General features: G+C 53.4%; 18 protein-coding genes. 9 read left to right on the forward strand and 9 right to left on the reverse strand.

The genetic code is table 11. The features are described 5' to 3' along the window. Position 1: 1 nt before the first annotated feature. The 5 genes from sanA to OGY83_RS23735 form a co-directional block, all read right to left on the reverse strand. On the reverse strand, positions 2-721 hold the full coding sequence (gene sanA, locus OGY83_RS23715; protein WP_003027383.1) for an outer membrane permeability protein SanA: 720 nt from the start codon (positions 719-721) through the stop codon (positions 2-4). A gap of 163 nt (positions 722-884) precedes the next feature. Then, on the reverse strand, positions 885-1,769 hold the full coding sequence (gene cdd / locus OGY83_RS23720) for a cytidine deaminase (RefSeq protein ID WP_286637031.1): 885 nt from the start codon (positions 1,767-1,769) through the stop codon (positions 885-887). A 148-nt stretch (positions 1,770-1,917) separates the two neighbouring features. Continuing rightward, entirely contained in the window at positions 1,918-2,613 is a 696-nt protein-coding gene (locus tag OGY83_RS23725) for a CidB/LrgB family autolysis modulator (protein WP_003027380.1), read from the reverse strand. Next, the gene (locus OGY83_RS23730) at positions 2,610-3,008 is read right to left on the reverse strand and encodes a CidA/LrgA family protein (protein WP_016153711.1); all 399 of its coding nucleotides are present in this window, start codon (positions 3,006-3,008) and stop codon (positions 2,610-2,612) included. The genes OGY83_RS23725 and OGY83_RS23730 overlap by 4 nt, the downstream gene beginning before the upstream one ends. Before the next feature lie 131 nt (positions 3,009-3,139). Further along, on the reverse strand, positions 3,140-4,048 hold the full coding sequence (locus OGY83_RS23735; protein WP_123267551.1) for a LysR substrate-binding domain-containing protein: 909 nt from the start codon (positions 4,046-4,048) through the stop codon (positions 3,140-3,142). 126 nt (positions 4,049-4,174) lie between these two features. Here OGY83_RS23735 and mhbT point away from each other — a divergent pair, with 126 nt between their 5' ends. The 6 genes from mhbT to dusC all read left to right on the forward strand — a co-directional run bounded on the left by mhbT (position 4,175) and on the right by dusC (position 10,166). Beyond that, entirely contained in the window at positions 4,175-5,533 is a 1,359-nt protein-coding gene (gene mhbT, locus OGY83_RS23740; protein ID WP_191214272.1) for a 3-hydroxybenzoate transporter MhbT, read from the forward strand. An 11-nt stretch (positions 5,534-5,544) separates the two neighbouring features. After that, on the forward strand, positions 5,545-6,582 hold the full coding sequence (gene gtdA / locus OGY83_RS23745) for a gentisate 1,2-dioxygenase (RefSeq protein ID WP_194210604.1): 1,038 nt from the start codon (positions 5,545-5,547) through the stop codon (positions 6,580-6,582). 15 nt (positions 6,583-6,597) lie between these two features. Further along, a complete protein-coding gene (locus OGY83_RS23750; protein ID WP_286637032.1) occupies positions 6,598-7,299 on the forward strand; it encodes a fumarylacetoacetate hydrolase family protein in 702 nt (233 codons plus the stop codon). Positions 7,300-7,307: 8 nt separating this feature from the next. Further along, positions 7,308-7,952 (forward strand): maleylacetoacetate isomerase, encoded by a 645-nt coding sequence (gene maiA, locus OGY83_RS23755; protein ID WP_079937622.1) that lies wholly within the window; start codon positions 7,308-7,310, stop codon positions 7,950-7,952. A 14-nt stretch (positions 7,953-7,966) separates the two neighbouring features. Next, the gene (locus OGY83_RS23760) at positions 7,967-9,160 is read left to right on the forward strand and encodes a 3-hydroxybenzoate 6-monooxygenase (RefSeq protein WP_286637033.1); all 1,194 of its coding nucleotides are present in this window, start codon (positions 7,967-7,969) and stop codon (positions 9,158-9,160) included. A gap of 61 nt (positions 9,161-9,221) precedes the next feature. After that, positions 9,222-10,166, forward strand: a complete 945-nt coding sequence (dusC, locus tag OGY83_RS23765) for a tRNA dihydrouridine(16) synthase DusC (RefSeq protein ID WP_286637034.1) — start codon at positions 9,222-9,224, stop codon at positions 10,164-10,166. 103 nt (positions 10,167-10,269) lie between these two features. On the opposite strand, the gene yohP is transcribed toward dusC, so the two are convergent. Together yohP and OGY83_RS23770 are read right to left on the reverse strand one after the other, a co-directional pair. Next, positions 10,270-10,353: a small membrane protein YohP gene (yohP, locus tag OGY83_RS25350; RefSeq protein WP_015572324.1), complete on the reverse strand. Its 84-nt coding sequence runs from the start codon at positions 10,351-10,353 to the stop codon at positions 10,270-10,272. 70 nt (positions 10,354-10,423) lie between these two features. Next, positions 10,424-11,158 carry a class I SAM-dependent methyltransferase gene (locus OGY83_RS23770; RefSeq protein WP_286637035.1) on the reverse strand — a complete coding sequence of 245 codons (735 nt, stop codon included), beginning with the start codon at positions 11,156-11,158 and terminating at the stop codon, positions 10,424-10,426. A 169-nt stretch (positions 11,159-11,327) separates the two neighbouring features. Here OGY83_RS23770 and mdtQ point away from each other — a divergent pair, with 169 nt between their 5' ends. Next, complete coding sequence (mdtQ, locus tag OGY83_RS23775; protein WP_286637036.1) at positions 11,328-12,767, forward strand: multidrug resistance outer membrane protein MdtQ; 1,440 nt, start codon at positions 11,328-11,330, stop codon at positions 12,765-12,767. Positions 12,768-12,804: 37 nt separating this feature from the next. Here the strand turns inward: mdtQ and OGY83_RS23780 are convergent, their stop codons facing one another. Next, entirely contained in the window at positions 12,805-13,374 is a 570-nt protein-coding gene (locus OGY83_RS23780) for a DedA family protein (RefSeq protein ID WP_286637037.1), read from the reverse strand. 911 nt (positions 13,375-14,285) lie between these two features. On the opposite strand from OGY83_RS23780, the gene OGY83_RS23785 reads away from it, so the two are divergent. Together OGY83_RS23785 and pbpG are read left to right on the forward strand one after the other, a co-directional pair. Next, entirely contained in the window at positions 14,286-14,873 is a 588-nt protein-coding gene (locus OGY83_RS23785) for a Yip1 family protein (protein ID WP_003840142.1), read from the forward strand. Positions 14,874-15,052: 179 nt separating this feature from the next. Then, positions 15,053-16,000: a D-alanyl-D-alanine endopeptidase gene (pbpG, locus tag OGY83_RS23790; RefSeq protein ID WP_286637038.1), complete on the forward strand. Its 948-nt coding sequence runs from the start codon at positions 15,053-15,055 to the stop codon at positions 15,998-16,000. A 102-nt stretch (positions 16,001-16,102) separates the two neighbouring features. Here the strand turns inward: pbpG and dld are convergent, their stop codons facing one another. Further along, positions 16,103-17,812: a D-lactate dehydrogenase gene (dld, locus tag OGY83_RS23795; protein WP_286637039.1), complete on the reverse strand. Its 1,710-nt coding sequence runs from the start codon at positions 17,810-17,812 to the stop codon at positions 16,103-16,105. Positions 17,813-17,847: the final 35 nt, after the last annotated feature.

Here is a 17,847-nt window from a genome sequence, read left to right on the forward strand (position 1 = left end):
CTTATTTTCCTTGTTTCTTTTGTAATTCGAGTAATTGTTCAGGTGTGACCGCCGGATATCCCTGTGCATCGTCCGGTACCTGATGCATGGTCGGGATAGGCACCAGTGGGCCTAAAAAGCGGGGCTCACGTTTGAAAATGTAGAGATCGGCAAGTGCGCCAAAACGGGCGCCAAATTCACGTACCCGCACGGTGAGCATATCTTTTGGCGAAGGTACGGCGTAGCACTGGGCCTGGATACCCATATGGAGCGCAATAAACAAGGCGCGCTCACAGTGGAATCGCTGGGTAATAATGATGAAATCGTTGGTATCGAACACCTTGCGGGTACGCACGATGGAGTCAAGCGTCCGAAACCCGGCGTAATCAAGCACAATGTCAGCGGGATCGACGCCCGCGGCAATCAAGTCTTTACGCATCGTCATGGGTTCGTTGTAGCTTTGCTGCGCATTGTCGCCGCTTAGCAGCAGATAGTTTACCTTCCCGCTGTTATAGGCGTTCAATGCGCCCTGAATACGGTAGCGGTAATACTGATTGATGACGCCGGTGCGGTAATACTTCGCCGTGCCCAGAACCACACCTACCTGGCGGTAAGGTAAATCCTGCAGTTCGTCGTAAATGTAGGGAGCAGTCTTCCAGCTCATCCACCGATCGAGTCCAAGCACGGTCAAAAGCAGCAAGCCTAGCAGGACTAACAGGCTGTAAAACACGCGCTTTAACATGCAGAAAACTCGTTATTTGGATGGAATTTCAATCAGGCTACTGTACCGGAAGACGTAGCGCAAGAAACAGCAGTCTGATTGAGGGGATTTTAGACATTCTGCATAGTGCCGGATGGCGGAGTAAACACCTTATCCGGCCTACGAACTGGCGTTATTGAGTCGATTATCCCAGGAGAACGCGCTCAATATTATTGCAGCCCAGTGCCTTCAGGGTAGCGGATGTCGCATCCCACTGAATCAACGGCGCATCGGCTTTTTCAGCCAGTACACCACGTTGGATATCTGGATAATCATAACCGTTGAGATTCAACAGGTTTAACGCGCCCTGCAGCGGTGGCAGAGTCGGGTTGAAGGCGGCATTTTCAGCATAGCTGCCGCTAAAAATACGACCATCTTTACACTCCAGCGCCACGCCGCTTGGAGATTTGCTGTACGGCATATGACATCTGTTGGCGGCGGTGATCGCCGCCTGAGTCAACGCATCACCCTGCAGCGCGAAGCCGTGATCCTGATCGTCCATCAGCAGCGTTTTAATCTCCAGATCTTTCGGGCCGAAGGCATCTGGCAGGTAATCACGCAGCACGTGTGGTGCACGTCCCGGCAGATGAATCCGTAAATCCAGTCCGCTGTTCAGTTCGTTCATAAACTGGCGACAGTGGCCGCACGGCGTGTAGTTGACGGTGATGGCAGCGAGTCCTTTTTCACCGCGCAGCCAGGCGTGGCTGATAGCGCTTTGCTCGGCATGAACGGTTTGCTGCATGGTCGCGCCCAGGAACTCCATGTTCCCACCGAAGTACCAGTTGCCGCTGATGCCGCGAGAGATTGCGCCAACGTTAAAGCTGGACAGCGGAGTACGCGCGCAGGCCGCAGCCAGCGGCAGCAGAGCGAATGCCAGCGCGTCTTCGTCCAGTCCCGATTCGCGTTTCAGCAAAGAGACCTGCTCAGCAGTCAGCATGGCGGGGAAATGTGCATCCGCCAGAACAGGGGCCAGGGCTGATTGCAAGTTATCCGCGAGTTGGGCAAAAGCAGTTTGAAAACGTGGATGCATGGCGATGCCTCATAACAATGTAATGGAATCGTAGTTTACGGGCCTGTTATGGCTTTATATGTGATCCAAATCTCATTGTGTATGCAACTTATGAAACTTAAATGAAAAATGTGCAACGCATCGCAAATAAATAGCTAAAAAATGAAGATCAACCCACCACTGCCAGAATAATCGGGAACAGGAACGGGGCTACCAGTGAGGTAATAATGCCGCAAATGACCAGCGCCAGTGAGCTAAACGCACCTTCCTGATAGTCCAGTTCCGCACAGCGTGCGGTGCCCAGGGCGTGCGACGCGGTGCCCATTGCCAGTCCACGCGCGGCCTTGGTGCGAATACGCATGGCATTAAGCAACGTATGACCAAATACCGCCCCCAGGATACCGACAAAGATGACGCAAACGGCGCTGATAGCCGGAATGCCGCCAATACTGCCACCCACCGCCATAGCGATAGGCGTGGTGACCGATTTGGGCATGATAGATGCGGCAATTTGCGGCGATGCGCCCATCAACAAGGCGATTGTTGTACCTGTAACCATCGCCACAACGCTGCCGGCAAAACAGATAGCAATGATTGATTTCCAGCGGGCGCGAATCTGGTGCAGCTGTTCGTATAACGGATAAGCCAGCGCGACCACGGCAGGTTGCAGCAAATCGTTCAGTACTTCGCTGCCTTTGAAATAGTGATCGTAGGGAATACCGGTCAGCAGCAGAATGGGAATAATCACCACCATGGCGACCAGCAGCGGGTTCAATAGCGGCATTTTAAATCGTGCAGCCAGCTTACGTGCGCCAAAAAATACCGCCAGCGTAAGAGGTAACGACCACCAGATATACGACATCATTCTTTAGACCCTTTTTGCCCAACGATTTTGCGCTCACCGTGCACAATGTGCGAGCTCCAGCTCACCACCAGGAAAACGACCAGCGTACTGATAGTACAAGACACTACCACCGGACCAAATTGTGCGCGCAGCAGGTCAAAGTACTGCATGATCCCCACGCCAATTGGGACAAACAGCAAGGCCATATAACGAATCAGCACGTAGCAACCGGGGTTAACCCATTTTGCCGGTAACACCTGCAAAGCCAGTAAAACAAACAGAATCAACATGCCGATAATGCTGCCCGGAATGGTGATAGGAAGTAGCGATGCAAGAAAAATACCTGCATAGAGGCAGGCATAAATCAGGACGAAGGCGCGCAAATATTGCCAGATAATGTTCAGTGCTTTGCTCATAGTTGAAACCCTTGACGAGACTGATTCATCATACAATTAAACTTAAAAACGTGCTACCGATCACATCATGAATTCTAAGCATAGAGGAAATAGATATCTGGAACATCGGGCGGTGGCCCTAACTCTCCGCGCTAAACTTGTGCCAGATAATACAAAAAACGATTCAGGGCGGTAGTAGGCGTTTCGTTGTTGCGCCAGAATACGCCGACGCTGCCTTTTTGTTCAATCTTCGGCAGATTCAGGATAGCCAGCTGTCCCTGGGCGGCATACCGTTGTGCCAGGCGTAGAGAAAGAATAGAGATCATATCGCTACTTTGCAGCAGATTGGTGCTGACGTTGATCGATGCCGATTCAATGATGTTTTCCGGCAACATGACGCCGTTATCAACCAGTGCGTTATCAATGCTTATCCGGATAGGGGTTCCTGTCGGCCAGACAATCCAGCGCCAGTTCGCCAGATCGTGCCAGGTGAGCAGGGGATATTTTGCTAAGGGATGGTCGGGACGGGCGACGAAACACACTGGCTCGGTATACAGCACCTGATAATTGAGCGGCAGCTGAAGAGCCCGACCGCCGACGCGACCGACGACGACATCCACCGAGCCCGCGAGCAGATCGTGCAGCAGCGGGGTCATCACTTTCTCTTCAATATTAAGATGCAGGGTTGGCAGTTCTGTGAGCAAACCCAGTATTGCCTGTGAAACACAGTCGGTTGCTACCGGCGAGCAGCCAATCTTCAGACTCCCTACAAGACCGCCTCGCTTAAAACGGGCGATTTCATACTGCGAACGCTCCATATCATTGATCAGGCGTTGGGCATGTTGCAGTAGCAGCTTGCCGCCTTCGGAAGGACGCAAGCCTTTACTGTGACGTTCAAAGAGCGTGATGCCAATCTCATCTTCGAGCTGTGATAACCATTTCGACAACGCGGGCTGGGTGATATTCATCATTCGGGCGACGTGCGTCAGATTTCCCTGTTCTCCTAGTGCGATAAGCGTTTGCAGGTGTTGCAACTTCAGTTTCTGCGCCCAGTTTGCCATTTGCTATAACCTCCAGGTTATGCCTCTGCATGAAAAGCCATTGTACATTTCATCTCCAAACATACAAAGTCGCAACATACCTAAAACAAAACAGACATCTACTCTACCTGTACTGAGGCATTCACTATGACTCAACAACGTGATCTACAAGCACTGATCGATTCCGCCCCCGTCGGTAAGACACAGTGGCGCGTTATCATCTGCTGTTTTCTGGTTGTCATGCTCGACGGATTTGATACTGCGGCGATTGGTTTTATCGCACCCGACATTCGCACTCACTGGCAACTGACTGCCGGCGATCTGGCACCGCTGTTTGGCGCAGGTCTGCTGGGGCTAACCGCTGGCGCGCTACTCTGTGGCCCGCTGTCCGACCGTTTTGGCCGTAAACGGGTGATAGAACTCTGCGTGGCATTGTTCGGTGCGCTAAGTCTGATATCGGCTTTTTCACCCGATCTACAAACGCTGGTTATTTTGCGCTTCCTGACCGGTTTAGGTCTGGGCGGCGCAATGCCAAATACCATCACCATGACGTCTGAATATCTCCCTGCGCGTCGGCGCGGGGCACTGGTCACCATGATGTTCTGTGGTTTTACTCTGGGATCGGCAATGGGGGGTATCGTCAGCGCGCAGCTGGTGCCGGTGATTGGCTGGCACGGCATCCTGGTGCTGGGAGGCGTTCTACCGCTGATGCTGTTTGTGGCCCTGCTGTTTGCGCTACCGGAATCCCCGCGCTGGCAGGTTCGTCGTCAGCTGCCGCAAAACGTGATTGCCAGAACCGTCAGTGCCATCACCCGGGAACGTTATGAGAATACCCATTTTTATCTCAACGAGGGTGCCGCAATTGCTAAAGGCAGCATTCGCCAGCTGTTCGTTGGGCGACAGCTGCCTATTACCCTGATGCTATGGGTAGTGTTCTTTATGAGCCTGCTGATTATTTATCTGCTCTCCAGCTGGATGCCAACGTTGCTTAACCATCGTGGAATTGACCTGCAGCATGCCTCCTGGGTAACTGCCGCCTTCCAGATTGGAGGAACGCTGGGGGCGCTGGCGCTGGGCGTGCTGATGGATAAATACAATCCTTTCCGCGTGCTGGCCGTGAGTTATGCGCTGGGCGCGGTATGCATCGTCATGATTGGCCTGAGCGAGAACGGCTTGTGGCTGATGGCGCTGGCAATTTTTGGCACCGGCATCGGCATCAGCGGTTCTCAGGTTGGTCTTAATGCGTTAACCGCCACGCTTTATCCGACGCAAAGCCGGGCGACGGGCGTCAGCTGGTCTAATGCAGTGGGACGCTGCGGCGCGATTGTCGGTTCGCTTTCCGGCGGCGTGATGATGGCGATGAATTTCTCATTCGATAACCTGTTTTTCATTATTGCCGTCCCGGCGGCCATCAGCGCGGTAATGCTTACGCTGCTGACGGTTGTTATCCGCCAGTCGGCCTCTGCCTCAAATACTCTGCCTCGCGCAGGTGTTGTGAATGAATAAGGAGAATCCCTATGTCTGAACTGAATCAGGATATTAAGAACAGCCGTCAGCAGTTTTACCAGCATATTTCCGGGCAGAATCTGACCCCGCTGTGGGAGTCACTGCACCGCCTGGTGCCACCAACACCGAACGCACATTGCGCGCCAGCGTACTGGAACTATCAGGAAATCCGTCCGCTGCTGCTGGAAAGTGGCGATCTGATTGGCGCGAAAGAGGCGATTCGCCGCGTGCTGGTGCTGGAAAACCCCATGCTGCGCGGACAGTCTTCAATCACCCCAACGCTGTACGCGGGATTGCAGTTAATTATGCCGGGCGAGGTTGCGCCGAGTCATCGTCATAATCAGTCTGCGCTGCGTTTTATTGTCGAAGGGAAAGGGGCATTTACCGCCGTGGACGGTGAGCGCACCCAAATGCATGAAGGCGATTTTATTCTGACGCCGCAGTGGCGCTGGCACGATCATGGTAACCCTGGCAGTGAACCGGTGGTGTGGCTGGATGGTTTGGATCTGCCGTTGGTGAACCTGCTGGGCTGCGGCTTTGCGGAAGACTACCCGGAAGATCAGCAGCCGGTCACGCGTAAGGAAGGGGATTACTTACCGCGCTACGCGGCCAATATGCTGCCGCTGCGTCATCAGAAAGGTAACTCATCGCCCATTTTCAATTATCGCTACGATCGCAGCCGTGAAGCTCTGCATGACCTGACCCGCATGGGTGACGCCGATGAGTGGGACGGTTTCAAGATGCGTTACGTCAACCCGGTAACCGGCGGTTATCCCATGCCTTCGATGGGAACCTTCCTGCAACTGTTGCCGCAGGGCTTTTCCTCACGAATGGCGCGTACCACCGACAGCACTATCTACCACGTGGTGGAGGGAAGTGGGCAGGTCACCATCGGTAACGAAACCTTCAACTTTTCGCCAAAAGATATTTTTGTGGTGCCGACCTGGCACGGCGTGTCGTTCCAGACCCACGAAGATACCGTCTTATTCAGTTTTTCGGACAGACCGGTTCAGGAAGCACTGGGGTTGTTCCGCGAAGCACGCTATTAATTTGGGAGAGAGAAAATGACGCAATACGTATTTGAACCACAAGCGCCGGTTACCGTTCCGGTAGTTGGCAGTGATGAACAGTTTCCTGTGCGCCGCGTTTACTGTGTGGGCCGTAACTATGCCGCTCATGCGCGTGAAATGGGCTTTGATCCGGATCGCGAACCACCGTTCTTCTTCTGTAAACCTGCCGATGCGGTGGTCCCGGTGGCGGCTGGTCAGATCCTTGAACTGCCGTACCCATCGCAGACCGATAACTTTCACTATGAAATAGAACTGGTGGTGGCGATTGGCAAAAAGGGCAGCGATATTCCGCTGGAAAAAGCGCACGAATATATCTGGGGCTATGCCACCGGTCTGGATATGACCCGCCGTGACCGGCAGATGGAGATGCGCCAGATGGGGCGTCCGTGGGAAATCGGTAAAGCGTTTGATCTCTCCGCGCCCATCGCGCCGCTGCATAAAGCCAGCGAAAGTGTGGATGTTAACCATGCGCCAATCTGGTTGCAGGTCAACGGCGACGATCATCAGCGTAGCGATATTCGCCACCTCATCTGGTCTGTGAATGAAACTATTAGCTATCTGTCTGGCTTTTTCGAACTGCAGCCGGGCGATCTGATCTACACCGGTACACCCGAAGGCGTGGGGGCGGTAGTGAAAGGGGATGTGATCACCGGAAACGTAGACGGTTTAACCCCCATCGCCGTGAAGATTGTCTGAGGTGGATAATGAAGCTGTACAGTTTCTTTAATAGCTCCGCGTCATATCGGGTGCGCATTGCGCTGGCGCTGAAGGGGCTAGATTACCAGACGGTGGGCGTCAATATTCGCATCGGTCAGCAGAACGAACTGGCCTACCGGCGAATGAATCCGGTGGGACTGGTGCCGACGCTGGTGACCGATGACGGAGAATCACTCGGGCAGTCGCTGGCGATAACCGACTGGCTGGATGGCCACTTTCCGCAGTCGCCGCTGCTGCCTGCTGATTTCCCGGCGCGCAGTAAGGTGCTGGAAATTGTCTATGCCATCGCCTGTGATATCCACCCGGTGAATAACATGCGGGTGCTGCGCTACCTGAGCGAAGAGTTAAAGATTAGCGAAGAAGATAAAAAACGCTGGTATGCGCACTGGATCCAGCAAGGGTTAAGCGCGGTGGAACAGATGCTGCGCCAGAGTCATTCGGGGAAGTTCTGCGTGGGTGATGCGCCGACGCTGGCGGATTGCTGTCTGATCCCACAGTGGGCGAACGCGTTACGTATGGGCTGCGATCTGAGCGGATATCCGCGCTGTAAGGCGGTATATGATGCCTGTACTCAGCTTCCGGCGTTTATCGCCGCCGCGCCCGAGAATCAACAAGACAAAATTCCAGCCTGATAAGGAGAACGACAATGGCTAAAGTGGCACGCGCAATTATCGTGGGTGGCGGGATTGGCGGCGCGGCGACCGCGCTATCGCTGGCCCGTCAGGGCATTAAAGTGATGTTGCTGGAGAAAGCGCACGAGATTGGTGAAATTGGCGCGGGTATTCAGCTCGGACCGAACGCGTTCTCTGCTCTGGACAGCCTTGGCGTGGGGGAAATCGCCCGTCAGCGCGCCGTTTTTACCGACCATATCACGATGATGGATGCGGTAAATGCGAAAGAGGTGGTGCGCATTGAAACCGGGCAGGCGTTCCGCGATCACTTTGGCGGTCCTTATGCGGTTATCCATCGGGTTGATATTCACGCCAGCGTTTGGGAAGCGGCGCTGGTGCATCCTAACGTTGAGTATCGCACCTCAACTAACGTGGTTGATATTCGCCAGACAGATAATGACGTGACGGTATTTGATGAGCACGGCAACAGCTGGACGGCGGATATTTTGGTGGGCTGTGACGGTGTGAAATCGGTTGTTCGTCAGTCTCTGATTGGCGATGCTCCGCGGGTTACCGGGCACGTGGTCTATCGCGCCGTGATTGATTGCGATGATATGCCGGAAGATTTGCGCATTAACGCACCGGTGCTGTGGGCTGGGCCGCACTGTCACCTGGTGCACTACCCGCTGCGCGGCGGCAAGCAGTACAACCTGGTGGTGACTTTCCACAGTCGTCAGCAGGAGGAGTGGGGCGTGAAGGATGGCAGCAAAGAGGAAGTGCTCTCCTATTTTGCGGGCATTCATCCGCGTCCGCGTCAGATGCTGGATAAGCCGACGTCATGGCGGCGCTGGTCCACCGCCGACCGCGAGCCGGTAGATAAATGGGGTAGCGATCGTATAACGCTGGTGGGGGACGCCGCACATCCGGTGGCGCAGTATATGGCACAGGGTGCCTGTATGGCGCTGGAAGATGCCGTCACGCTCGGTAAAGCGTTACAGCAGTGTGATGGCGATGCGGCTGATGCCTTTGCGCTGTATGAGTCGGTGCGTATTCCGCGTACCGCGCGAATTGTCTGGTCGACGCGTGAAATGGGCCGGGTCTACCACGCCGCGGGCGTCGAGCGTCAGGTGCGTAATCTGCTGTGGAAAGACAAATCGCAGGCGGAATTTTATCGTGGTATGGAATGGCTGTACGGCTGGAAAGAAGATAACTGCCTGTTGCCGCGCTGAGCCTCTTTAATCTCCCGAACGGAGGCGCTACCATAGCGCCTCTTTTTTTGCGGGTGACGATATGCGTGTTTTACTGGCGCCGATGGAAGGCGTGCTCGACTCACTGGTGCGCGAGCTGCTGACCGAAGTAAATGATTACGATCTGTGCATCACCGAGTTTGTGCGCGTGGTGGATCAGCTCCTGCCGGCAAAAGTATTTCATCGACTCTGCCCGGAACTGCATAACAACAGCCGGACGCCATCCGGCACGTTGGTTCGCATTCAGCTGTTAGGACAGTATCCGCAGTGGCTGGCGGAGAATGCCGCGCGCGCGGTAGAACTGGGATCGTACGGAGTTGATCTGAACTGCGGCTGTCCATCGAAGCTGGTGAACGGCAGCGGCGGTGGCGCAACGTTATTGAAAGATCCTGAGCTTATCTACCAGGGTGCAAAAGCTATGCGCGAGGCGGTTCCGGCGCATCTCCCGGTGACGGTGAAAGTGCGTCTGGGCTGGGATAACAGCGACCGGCAGTTTGAAATTGCCGACGCCGTCCAGCAGGCTGGCGCCAGCGAGCTGGCGGTGCATGGCCGAACCAAAGAGCAGGGCTACAAGGCCGAACATATTAACTGGCAGGCGATTGGCGAGATCCGCCAGCGACTAACCATTCCGGTTATCGCGAATGGCGAAATCTGGGACTGGCAGAGCGCCCAGGATTGTATGACCATCAGCGGATGCGATGCGGTGATGATCGGACGTGGCGCATTAAATATTCCGAACCTGAGCCGCGTGGTGAAATACAACGAGCCGCGTATGCCGTGGCCTGAAGTCGTGACGCTGTTGCAAAAATATACCCGCCTTGAAAAGCAGGGGGACACCGGGTTGTATCATGTAGCGCGGATTAAGCAGTGGTTAGGGTATTTGCGGAAAGAATATTCAGAGGCAACCGCGCTTTTTCAGGAAATTCGTGCGTTAAACAATTCGCCGGATATCGCGCGGGCGATTCAGGCCATCGAGATTACTGCCTGATCTCAGTTCCAGTAGGCCGGATAAGGCGTTTACGCCGCCATCCGGCATCAGAGAGAATAATAGCCTGAAATTTCTGCTATCAGGCCTGGGCGAAATGACGACATCAGAAAATCATCTTAAACACGCCTGTTACCACCAATAGCCCAATCAGAAAAATAATCAGAATTACCCACAGCAGAATTTTCATTAACTTTCCTTTTTTTGGTAAGTTCAGATTGAGTATAGGAAAGTATTAATCATTCTGCCTGGAGGCGTTGTTATGCCGGTTTACGTGCGCTGAGCAGAAACACCATCGGCCGTTCTTTTTCTTCATCTAACGCCGGGTTTTCAGCAATCTGTTGCGCGGAAGGTCCCCATTCATCGACACAAACGATATCGAATCCGGCCCCAATCAGCGCATTAATCCAGGTCGCCAGCTTGCGGTGCTGTTTTTTGACGCCTTCAGCAAACCAGTTACTGATGCGCTCACCTTCCTGCTGATAATGATTAACCGGCCAGGACAGTTGCCCGGTTTTATCTTTTATCCAGCCCTGGTTAAGCGGTGCGGTATAAATTGGATGCTCGGCAGAGAAAACCAACATACCGCCTGGTGTTAATGACTGGTAAATGGTTACGAATAATCGTTCTATATCGTGCAAATAGTGCAGGGCAAGCGAGCTATAAACCAGGTCAAACGAATTTGGGGACAGGGTTAGCGTTTCGAGATCTTCACGCTGATAAACGATGCCATTACCCTGTGTCATACTGTGCGCCTGGGTTAACATCTTTTGTGAAATATCCAGTCCCATTACGCTGGCTGCCTGATTATCGCGCGCATAGCGGCAAAACCAACCATATCCACAGCCCAAATCAAGAATGTTTTTGCCTTGAAGAGAGGGGAGCATCGCTTGTAGTGTCGGCCATTCTGGCGCGCCATCGAGTCCCTTTACTGAACGATCCAGCGTGGCATATCCGGCAAAGAACTCAGGATCGTCATAGATATTCTGTGACATAACATCTCCATCCATTAATTATTAAAATTATTTAATCTATATTATTCATAGGGTGTATATTTTTCTGATTATATATTTTTATTGCCAAAGATGTATTGCCACGCGTAACTAAAAAAGCAACAGCGACAAGTCGTAATCTCTGCACATCTTTTCTTACCTGTATATCTCCATGAATCGTAATTCTGTGTTTGTCACGACGGCATTGTTGCCGCTTTTTGTTCTGATGGCAGGCTGCGCGCCAATGCATGATGATCGCCAGTCTCTGTCACAGCAGACCCCTGCTGCGAATGTCGATACCACATTGCCTGCCGCGTTAAAAAATGGCTGGCCGGACAGCCAGTGGTGGAAGGCATATCACGACCCCCAGCTTAATGCGTTGATTGACAGCACGTTGCGAAATTCTCCTGATATGCAGGTCGCGGAACAGCGCATACAACTGGCGGAGGCGCAGGCTAAGTCCGTGGAAGCGCAGGATGGCCCGGAGATCGACTTCTCCGCAGACGTTGAGCGTCAGAAAATGTCAGCTGAAGGACTGATGGGACCGTTTGCCCTTACCGATCCCGCCGCCGGAACAACAGGGCCGTGGTACACCAACGGTACCTTTGGTTTAACTGCAGGCTGGAATTTGGATCTGTGGGGTAAGAATCGAGCCGAAGTGACTGCGCGTATAGGAGCCGTTAAGGCGCGTGAGGCTGAGCGCGAGCAAACCCGACTGCTGCTGGCGAGCGGTGTCTCCCGTCTTTACTGGGAATGGCAGACGCAGGCGGCGCTGAAAACCGTGCTGACGCAAATCGAAAGCGAGCAGCAAAATGTGATAACCGTCGATCGTCAGCTGTATCAAAATGGTCTTACGTCTTCGGTGGAAGGCGTTGAAACCGATATCGATTCCAGCAAAACAGAGCAGCAGTTGAATGATGTCAGCGGCAAAATGAAGGTAATCGAGGCGCGGCTGAGCGCGTTGAGCAACTCGCAGTCCGTCGCCCTGAAGCTCCATTCGACTAAACTGCCCGTAGTTGAAAGCCAGCTCCCGTCCCAGTTAGGTTATTCGCTACTGGCCCGCCGACCGGATTTACAGGCGGCGCACTGGTACATTGAGTCATCGCTGAGCAGCATTGATGCGGCGAAAGCGGCGTTTTATCCCGATGTGAATCTAATGGCATTTTTACAACAGGATGCGCTACATCTGAGTGACCTGTTCCGCCATTCCGCGCAGCAAATGGGCGTAACCGCCGGGCTGACGCTGCCTATCTTTGACAGCGGCAGGCTGAACGCGAATCTCGATATTACGAAAGCGCAAAGCAACCTGACGGTGGCGAATTACAACAAAGCTGTGGTGGATGCAGTGAATGACGTGGCACGTGCTGCATCCCAGGTGGAAACACTGGCGCAGAAGAATCAGCATCAGCAGCAGATTGAGCATGACGCACAACGCGTAGTGGGGCTGGCGCAGGCGCGCTTTAATGCGGGTATTATTGCGGGCTCCAGGGTCAGTGAGGCAAAGATCCCTGCATTACGTGAGCGGTGCAACGGTCTGCTTTTGCAAGGCCAATGGCTGGATGCCTCAATTCAGTTGACCAGTGCGCTGGGCGGCGGTTATCACGCGTCCTGATTAATCGGCCCGTCGGTGTTCCGCTGTCGGGCCATTTTCATTGCGCTTTACGCGTGCTTCGCCGTTTCATCCACCAGCGGACGCCCCCGACAATCCCGATAACCAGCACCAGCCAGATGCCATGCTTGATATGCTGGTCAAGGCTGTGCAGCCACGGCGCTATCACTTCACCCCCGACGTAGCCCAGGGTGGTAAATAACGATGCCCAGACAAACGCGCCAAGAATATTCAACGGTAAAAAAATCTTCGGCGGCAGGTGACTGGCGCCAATCAGTAAGGGGCCAATAACGCGAAAGCCGTACATAAAGCGCGTACCGACCACAAACAGGTAAGGACGTCGCTGGATCATCTTCTGTGCGTAATCAATTTTTGCCTGGTGGCGCGAGAAACGACGCAAAATTTTGCCGCCAAAACGGCGTCCGAGTAAATAAAGCAACTGATCGCCAATCATCCCGCCCAGCGCGACCGAGAGTACCACCAGAGGAAATTTCAGAACGCCCTGATGTGCCGCGACGCCGCCTAACAGGGTAATGGTTTCGCCTTCCGCCAGACTGCCGATGATTAACGCAGCATAGCCGTATTGCGCAACATAATGATTTATATCCATACGATTGTATGACCTCCACTGCTAATAGCATACACCCTATGATTATTTGATGCCGGAAAAGCCGCGTAGTAGCGTTCTAATGCTTGTCAGTTAAGTATTATGAAGGACATGTGATTCTGGCTCAGGGTTCCGTTCACCTCCGCGGTGTCATTTCTCTGAAACGCCGTTACCCGTGAACGTGCAAGGGAGGCTCACCGCCGCCTCCCTTGCATCCCAGGCTCCCGGCGGGAAAATCGTCGCTGCGCGAGTTATTCGTCTTATGTCGTCTGCCTGTCGGGTCGGGGCCGAGCCTGCATCCATGCAGGCCGTCCCCTCTGCCCGCATCCCTGCGGGCAGCCCCGGTCAGCCGTCAACGCCTCATCGATTTTCAGCCGGACCGGGGTCATCGCTTCAACGCTCTGACTTCCAGTAAAAATCTGTTTTGCTGTTCAGATATATTCAAATAAAAATACAGGTGGTCAGGTGTGGGCTGGTCCGGCTGGAAATTGCCGACGTGTTTCCGTAAGGCCGGGAGAGCCAGCATGGATGCTGGCTCAGGGCGCGTTTTGCAGGATGCTACCTCGCGCCCGACCCGGTAGCCTGAAGGAATAAGCGGAGGGTATTGCGCAGCAACAATTTTCCCGCCGGGAGCCGGGATTGTTAAGGGTACGGCGATAGTACCCTTAACACGTTCACTGGGAGTAATCGTTTCAGAGAAGTGATAAACATTGGGTGAACGTAACAATACGCCGGAGGTAACAGATTCATTACCTCCGGATGTTCCGCTCTCAGTTATCGTGACGGTTACTCTACTTCGTTAACTAACTGACATTCGCCGTAGCGATCCGGTATTTTCTCTGTGTACATAAAATAATCAAAAGCTGAATTATACTTGAAGTGTTGAGGTCCGGAGCTGACAAGAAGGGGGCGGTATGAACCATGTCTGGGGGCTGTTTTCCCATCCCGATCGTGAAATGCACGTGATCAACAGCGAAAACGAAAGCGTTTCGCATCACTATACCCACCATGTACTGCTGATGGCGGCAATCCCGGTTGTTTGCGCGTTTATCGGCACTACGCAAATCGGCTGGAATTTTGGCGATGGCAATATCCTGAAGTTATCTCTGTTGACCGGATTTGCGATGGCGATTCTGTTTTACGGGGTGATGCTGGCAGGCGTCGCCGTCATGGGCCGGGTTATCTGGTGGATGGCGCGAAATTATCCGCAGCGTCCGTCGCTGGCGCATTGTATGGTGTTTGCCGGATATGTCGCGACGCCGCTGTTTTTAAGCGGACTGGTCGCACTTTATCCGCTGGTCTGGCTGTGCGCATTGGTGGGGACCATCGCGCTGTTTTACACCGGCTATTTGCTTTATCTCGGCATACCGACATTCCTGAATATCACTCGTGAGGAAGGGTTAAGTTTTTCCAGTTCAACGCTGGCGATCGGGGTGCTGGTCCTGGAAGTTTTGCTGGCTATTACGGTAATCCTGTGGGGTTACGGCTATCGATTATTCTGACGGATAACCTGTCAGCGCTGCGTTGTTGACGTAAAAGTCAGCAACGCAGCATTTCGAGACGATTCTCCTGTGGCGGCAAACCTGCCGGATCGCTATGATGCCTGAGCTAGCTTGAGATAATACTTAGTCTCAGGCGGTGTGCGTTGTGACGTGCGTGAATCATTATCAGAAATCTCATCATGCTGAAATTCCGAGTTTCATTATTAAGCCTTGCCCTGGTGCTGGCCGTTCCTTTTGCACCCCAAGCCGTGGCTAAAACGGCAACTACCGCAGCGGCTTCTCAACCTGAGATAGCGTCCGGTAGCGCGATGATTGTTGATCTGAATACCAACAAAGTTATCTACTCGAACCACCCGGACCTTGTGCGTCCGATTGCGTCGATTACCAAATTAATGACAGCGATGGTGGTGCTTGATGCGCGGCTGCCGCTGAATGAAAAGCTGAAAGTTGATATCAGTCAGACGCCGGAAATGAAAGGCATCTACTCTCGTGTGCGACTGAACAGTGAAATTAGCCGTAAAGACATGCTGCTGCTGGCGCTGATGTCATCAGAAAACCGTGCGGCAGCGAGCCTGGCGCATCATTATCCGGGCGGGTATAACGCGTTTATTAAAGCCATGAATGCCAAAGCGAAAGCGCTCGGCATGACTCAGACACGTTTTGTGGAACCAACCGGCTTATCGATTCATAACGTCTCGACCGCCCGTGATTTAACCAAGCTGCTGATCGCCAGCAAGCAGTATCCGCTGATTGGCCAGTTAAGCACCACGCGTGAAGATATGGCGACCTTTGCCAACCCGGCTTATACGCTGCCATTCCGTAACACCAACCATCTGGTATACCGCGATAACTGGAATATTCAGTTAACCAAAACCGGATTTACCAATGCGGCAGGCCACTGCCTGGTGATGCGCACCGTGATCAATAACAAACCGGTGGCGCTGGTGGTGATGGATGCGTTCGGTAAATATACCCACTTTGCCGATGCCAGCCGTTTACGCACCTGGATCGAAACGGGCAAGGTGATGCCGGTTCCGGCGGCGGCGCTGAGCTATAAAAAGCAAAAAGCGGCGCAGATGGCTGCGGCGGGTTCGGCGATGGGCGAGCAAACTGCACAAAACGATTAAATAAGACACCTTATCCGGCATACACATAGCTAATGTAGCGGTAGGCCGGGCAAGCGAAGCGCCCCCGGCCTACATGCCCGGTGGCGCTTATCTTTTTATGGTTTACGACTCTTTCCAGAACTTTTGCTTACTCGTTTTACCAATACCCGGATTCATGCTGTTGGTGGGATCATTCTCACGGTAAAAACGGGTTAAGGTTTCCGGTGCTTTGTACAGATGTCCGACGTTGTGCTCTGCCGGATACTGTGCTCCGCGCTCGTGCAGAAGCTCCAGCATCTGCTCTTTCAGCGCATGCGCATCCACGCCTTTTTTCACGATGTAATCCTGATGGAAGACGTAGCACATAAAGTGGCCGTAATAGAGTTTGTGCACCAGTTGGCTGTCGATCTCTGCAGGCAGATGCTCGTACCATTCGGTATCGTTCCGACGCAGTGCGATATCCAGCGCCAGAATATCTTCCACTTCATCGGCATGTACGGCCTGATAACGAATCGCCGCGCCAGCCGCCGCAAAGCGATGCAAAAATGCCTTGCTGCCTTCTTCTGGGGTACAGGCAAAGAAGTCGCCTTCAGCGGTTTTGAAAAACTCGCTTAGCCAGTTTTGCGCTTCAGCCACGCCGCCACCGGCCATTTTTAACAGCAGGTGATGTTCGTACTTATCGCGCCAGCTTTTCATGCGCGCTGGTAAGTGGCTGGGGAACAAATGACCAAATTTCTGCATTGCCCGGTCGGTAAAGTGCGGACGGAAAATTTTCACTTTTTCCAGCATCGCATCGGTGCGACCTTTCAGGGTGAAGAAGAACGGCATTTTGTCGGTGCCGAGCTTGTCGATCATCAGAAACGTATCTTTGCCGTATTGCTCTGCGATGTCATAAATATCGCGGTGCATATATTCACCGGCGACCGGCAGATGCTCAAATTTTGCCAAAATATGACGGCGGATCTCCGTCAGCACCTCTGGCTGGTTGGTACCGATGTAAAAGACCTGCTGGTTTTTTTCGGCTTCGAAGGTGTCCAGACGCACCGCAAAAACCGCGAGTTTGCCTGCACAACCGGATGATTCAAACAACCGATCCGGGTCGGCGTTATAGCGAGCGGGCGTGTCCGCCTCAATATCTCTGACGCGGGTAACGTAGTCGTGATCGTGTGCATGACGCCCATCGTGGCGCACATCGTCATCTTTGATCCGCTCATCATCAAGTTTGCTAAGGATCTGTTCCGGGGTCTGGCCCAGTTCGATACACAGATGGTTAACCAGCTGCAATTTGCCCTGTTCGTCAATACGCGCAAACAGCGACATTTCCGTGTATGCCGGACCGCGCTGTACCAGCGAGCCGCCGGAGTTGTTACAAATACCGCCAATCACTGAAGCGCCGATACAGGAAGATCCGATCACCGAATGCGGCTCACGGCCAAACGGTTTGAGCGCTTTTTCCAATGAATAGAGCGTGGTGCCTGGATAGGCCAGCACCTGTTCGCCTTTGCCAATGACGTGCAGCTTATCAAGGCGCAGGGTGCTGATAATGACAATCTCGCGGTCGTAATCATTACCGCTCGGCGTAGATCCTTCGGTCAGGCCGGTGTTGGCGGCCTGCATCAGGATAATTTTATCTGCGGCGACGCAAGCGTTGAGGACGCGCCACAGTTCTAAAAGCGAGCCAGGGAACACCACGGCGAGCGCATCACCCTGACCGGAACGGAATCCCTTGCGATAGCGGGCGGTTTTAGCAGGGTCTGTGAGCAGGTGTGAATGACCTACCAGACGGGTCAGTTCATTCAGGAAAGCTTTATTATCTGTTGTAATGGAAGACATTCTCCACTCCTTGTGGTGGGACTCAATATCAGGAA

The organism is Citrobacter sp. Cpo090 (assembly GCF_030332665.1).
Classification (GTDB): Bacteria; Pseudomonadota; Gammaproteobacteria; order Enterobacterales; family Enterobacteriaceae; genus Citrobacter; species Citrobacter portucalensis.

Coding starts and splice junctions, on each gene's coding strand:
- sanA (WP_003027383.1), bottom strand. CDS start 721: ATGTTAAAGCGCGTGTTTTACAGCCTGTTAGTCCTGCTAGGCTTGCTG.
- cdd (WP_286637031.1), bottom strand. CDS start 1,769: ATGCATCCACGTTTTCAAACTGCTTTTGCCCAACTCGCGGATAACTTG.
- OGY83_RS23725 (WP_003027380.1), bottom strand. CDS start 2,613: ATGATGTCGTATATCTGGTGGTCGTTACCTCTTACGCTGGCGGTATTT.
- OGY83_RS23730 (WP_016153711.1), bottom strand. CDS start 3,008: ATGAGCAAAGCACTGAACATTATCTGGCAATATTTGCGCGCCTTCGTC.
- OGY83_RS23735 (WP_123267551.1), bottom strand. CDS start 4,048: ATGGCAAACTGGGCGCAGAAACTGAAGTTGCAACACCTGCAAACGCTT.
- mhbT (WP_191214272.1), top strand. CDS start 4,175: ATGACTCAACAACGTGATCTACAAGCACTGATCGATTCCGCCCCCGTC.
- gtdA (WP_194210604.1), top strand. CDS start 5,545: ATGTCTGAACTGAATCAGGATATTAAGAACAGCCGTCAGCAGTTTTAC.
- OGY83_RS23750 (WP_286637032.1), top strand. CDS start 6,598: ATGACGCAATACGTATTTGAACCACAAGCGCCGGTTACCGTTCCGGTA.
- maiA (WP_079937622.1), top strand. CDS start 7,308: ATGAAGCTGTACAGTTTCTTTAATAGCTCCGCGTCATATCGGGTGCGC.
- OGY83_RS23760 (WP_286637033.1), top strand. CDS start 7,967: ATGGCTAAAGTGGCACGCGCAATTATCGTGGGTGGCGGGATTGGCGGC.
- dusC (WP_286637034.1), top strand. CDS start 9,222: ATGCGTGTTTTACTGGCGCCGATGGAAGGCGTGCTCGACTCACTGGTG.
- yohP (WP_015572324.1), bottom strand. CDS start 10,353: ATGAAAATTCTGCTGTGGGTAATTCTGATTATTTTTCTGATTGGGCTA.
- OGY83_RS23770 (WP_286637035.1), bottom strand. CDS start 11,158: ATGTCACAGAATATCTATGACGATCCTGAGTTCTTTGCCGGATATGCC.
- mdtQ (WP_286637036.1), top strand. CDS start 11,328: ATGAATCGTAATTCTGTGTTTGTCACGACGGCATTGTTGCCGCTTTTT.
- OGY83_RS23780 (WP_286637037.1), bottom strand. CDS start 13,374: ATGGATATAAATCATTATGTTGCGCAATACGGCTATGCTGCGTTAATC.
- OGY83_RS23785 (WP_003840142.1), top strand. CDS start 14,286: ATGAACCATGTCTGGGGGCTGTTTTCCCATCCCGATCGTGAAATGCAC.
- pbpG (WP_286637038.1), top strand. CDS start 15,053: ATGCTGAAATTCCGAGTTTCATTATTAAGCCTTGCCCTGGTGCTGGCC.
- dld (WP_286637039.1), bottom strand. CDS start 17,812: ATGTCTTCCATTACAACAGATAATAAAGCTTTCCTGAATGAACTGACC.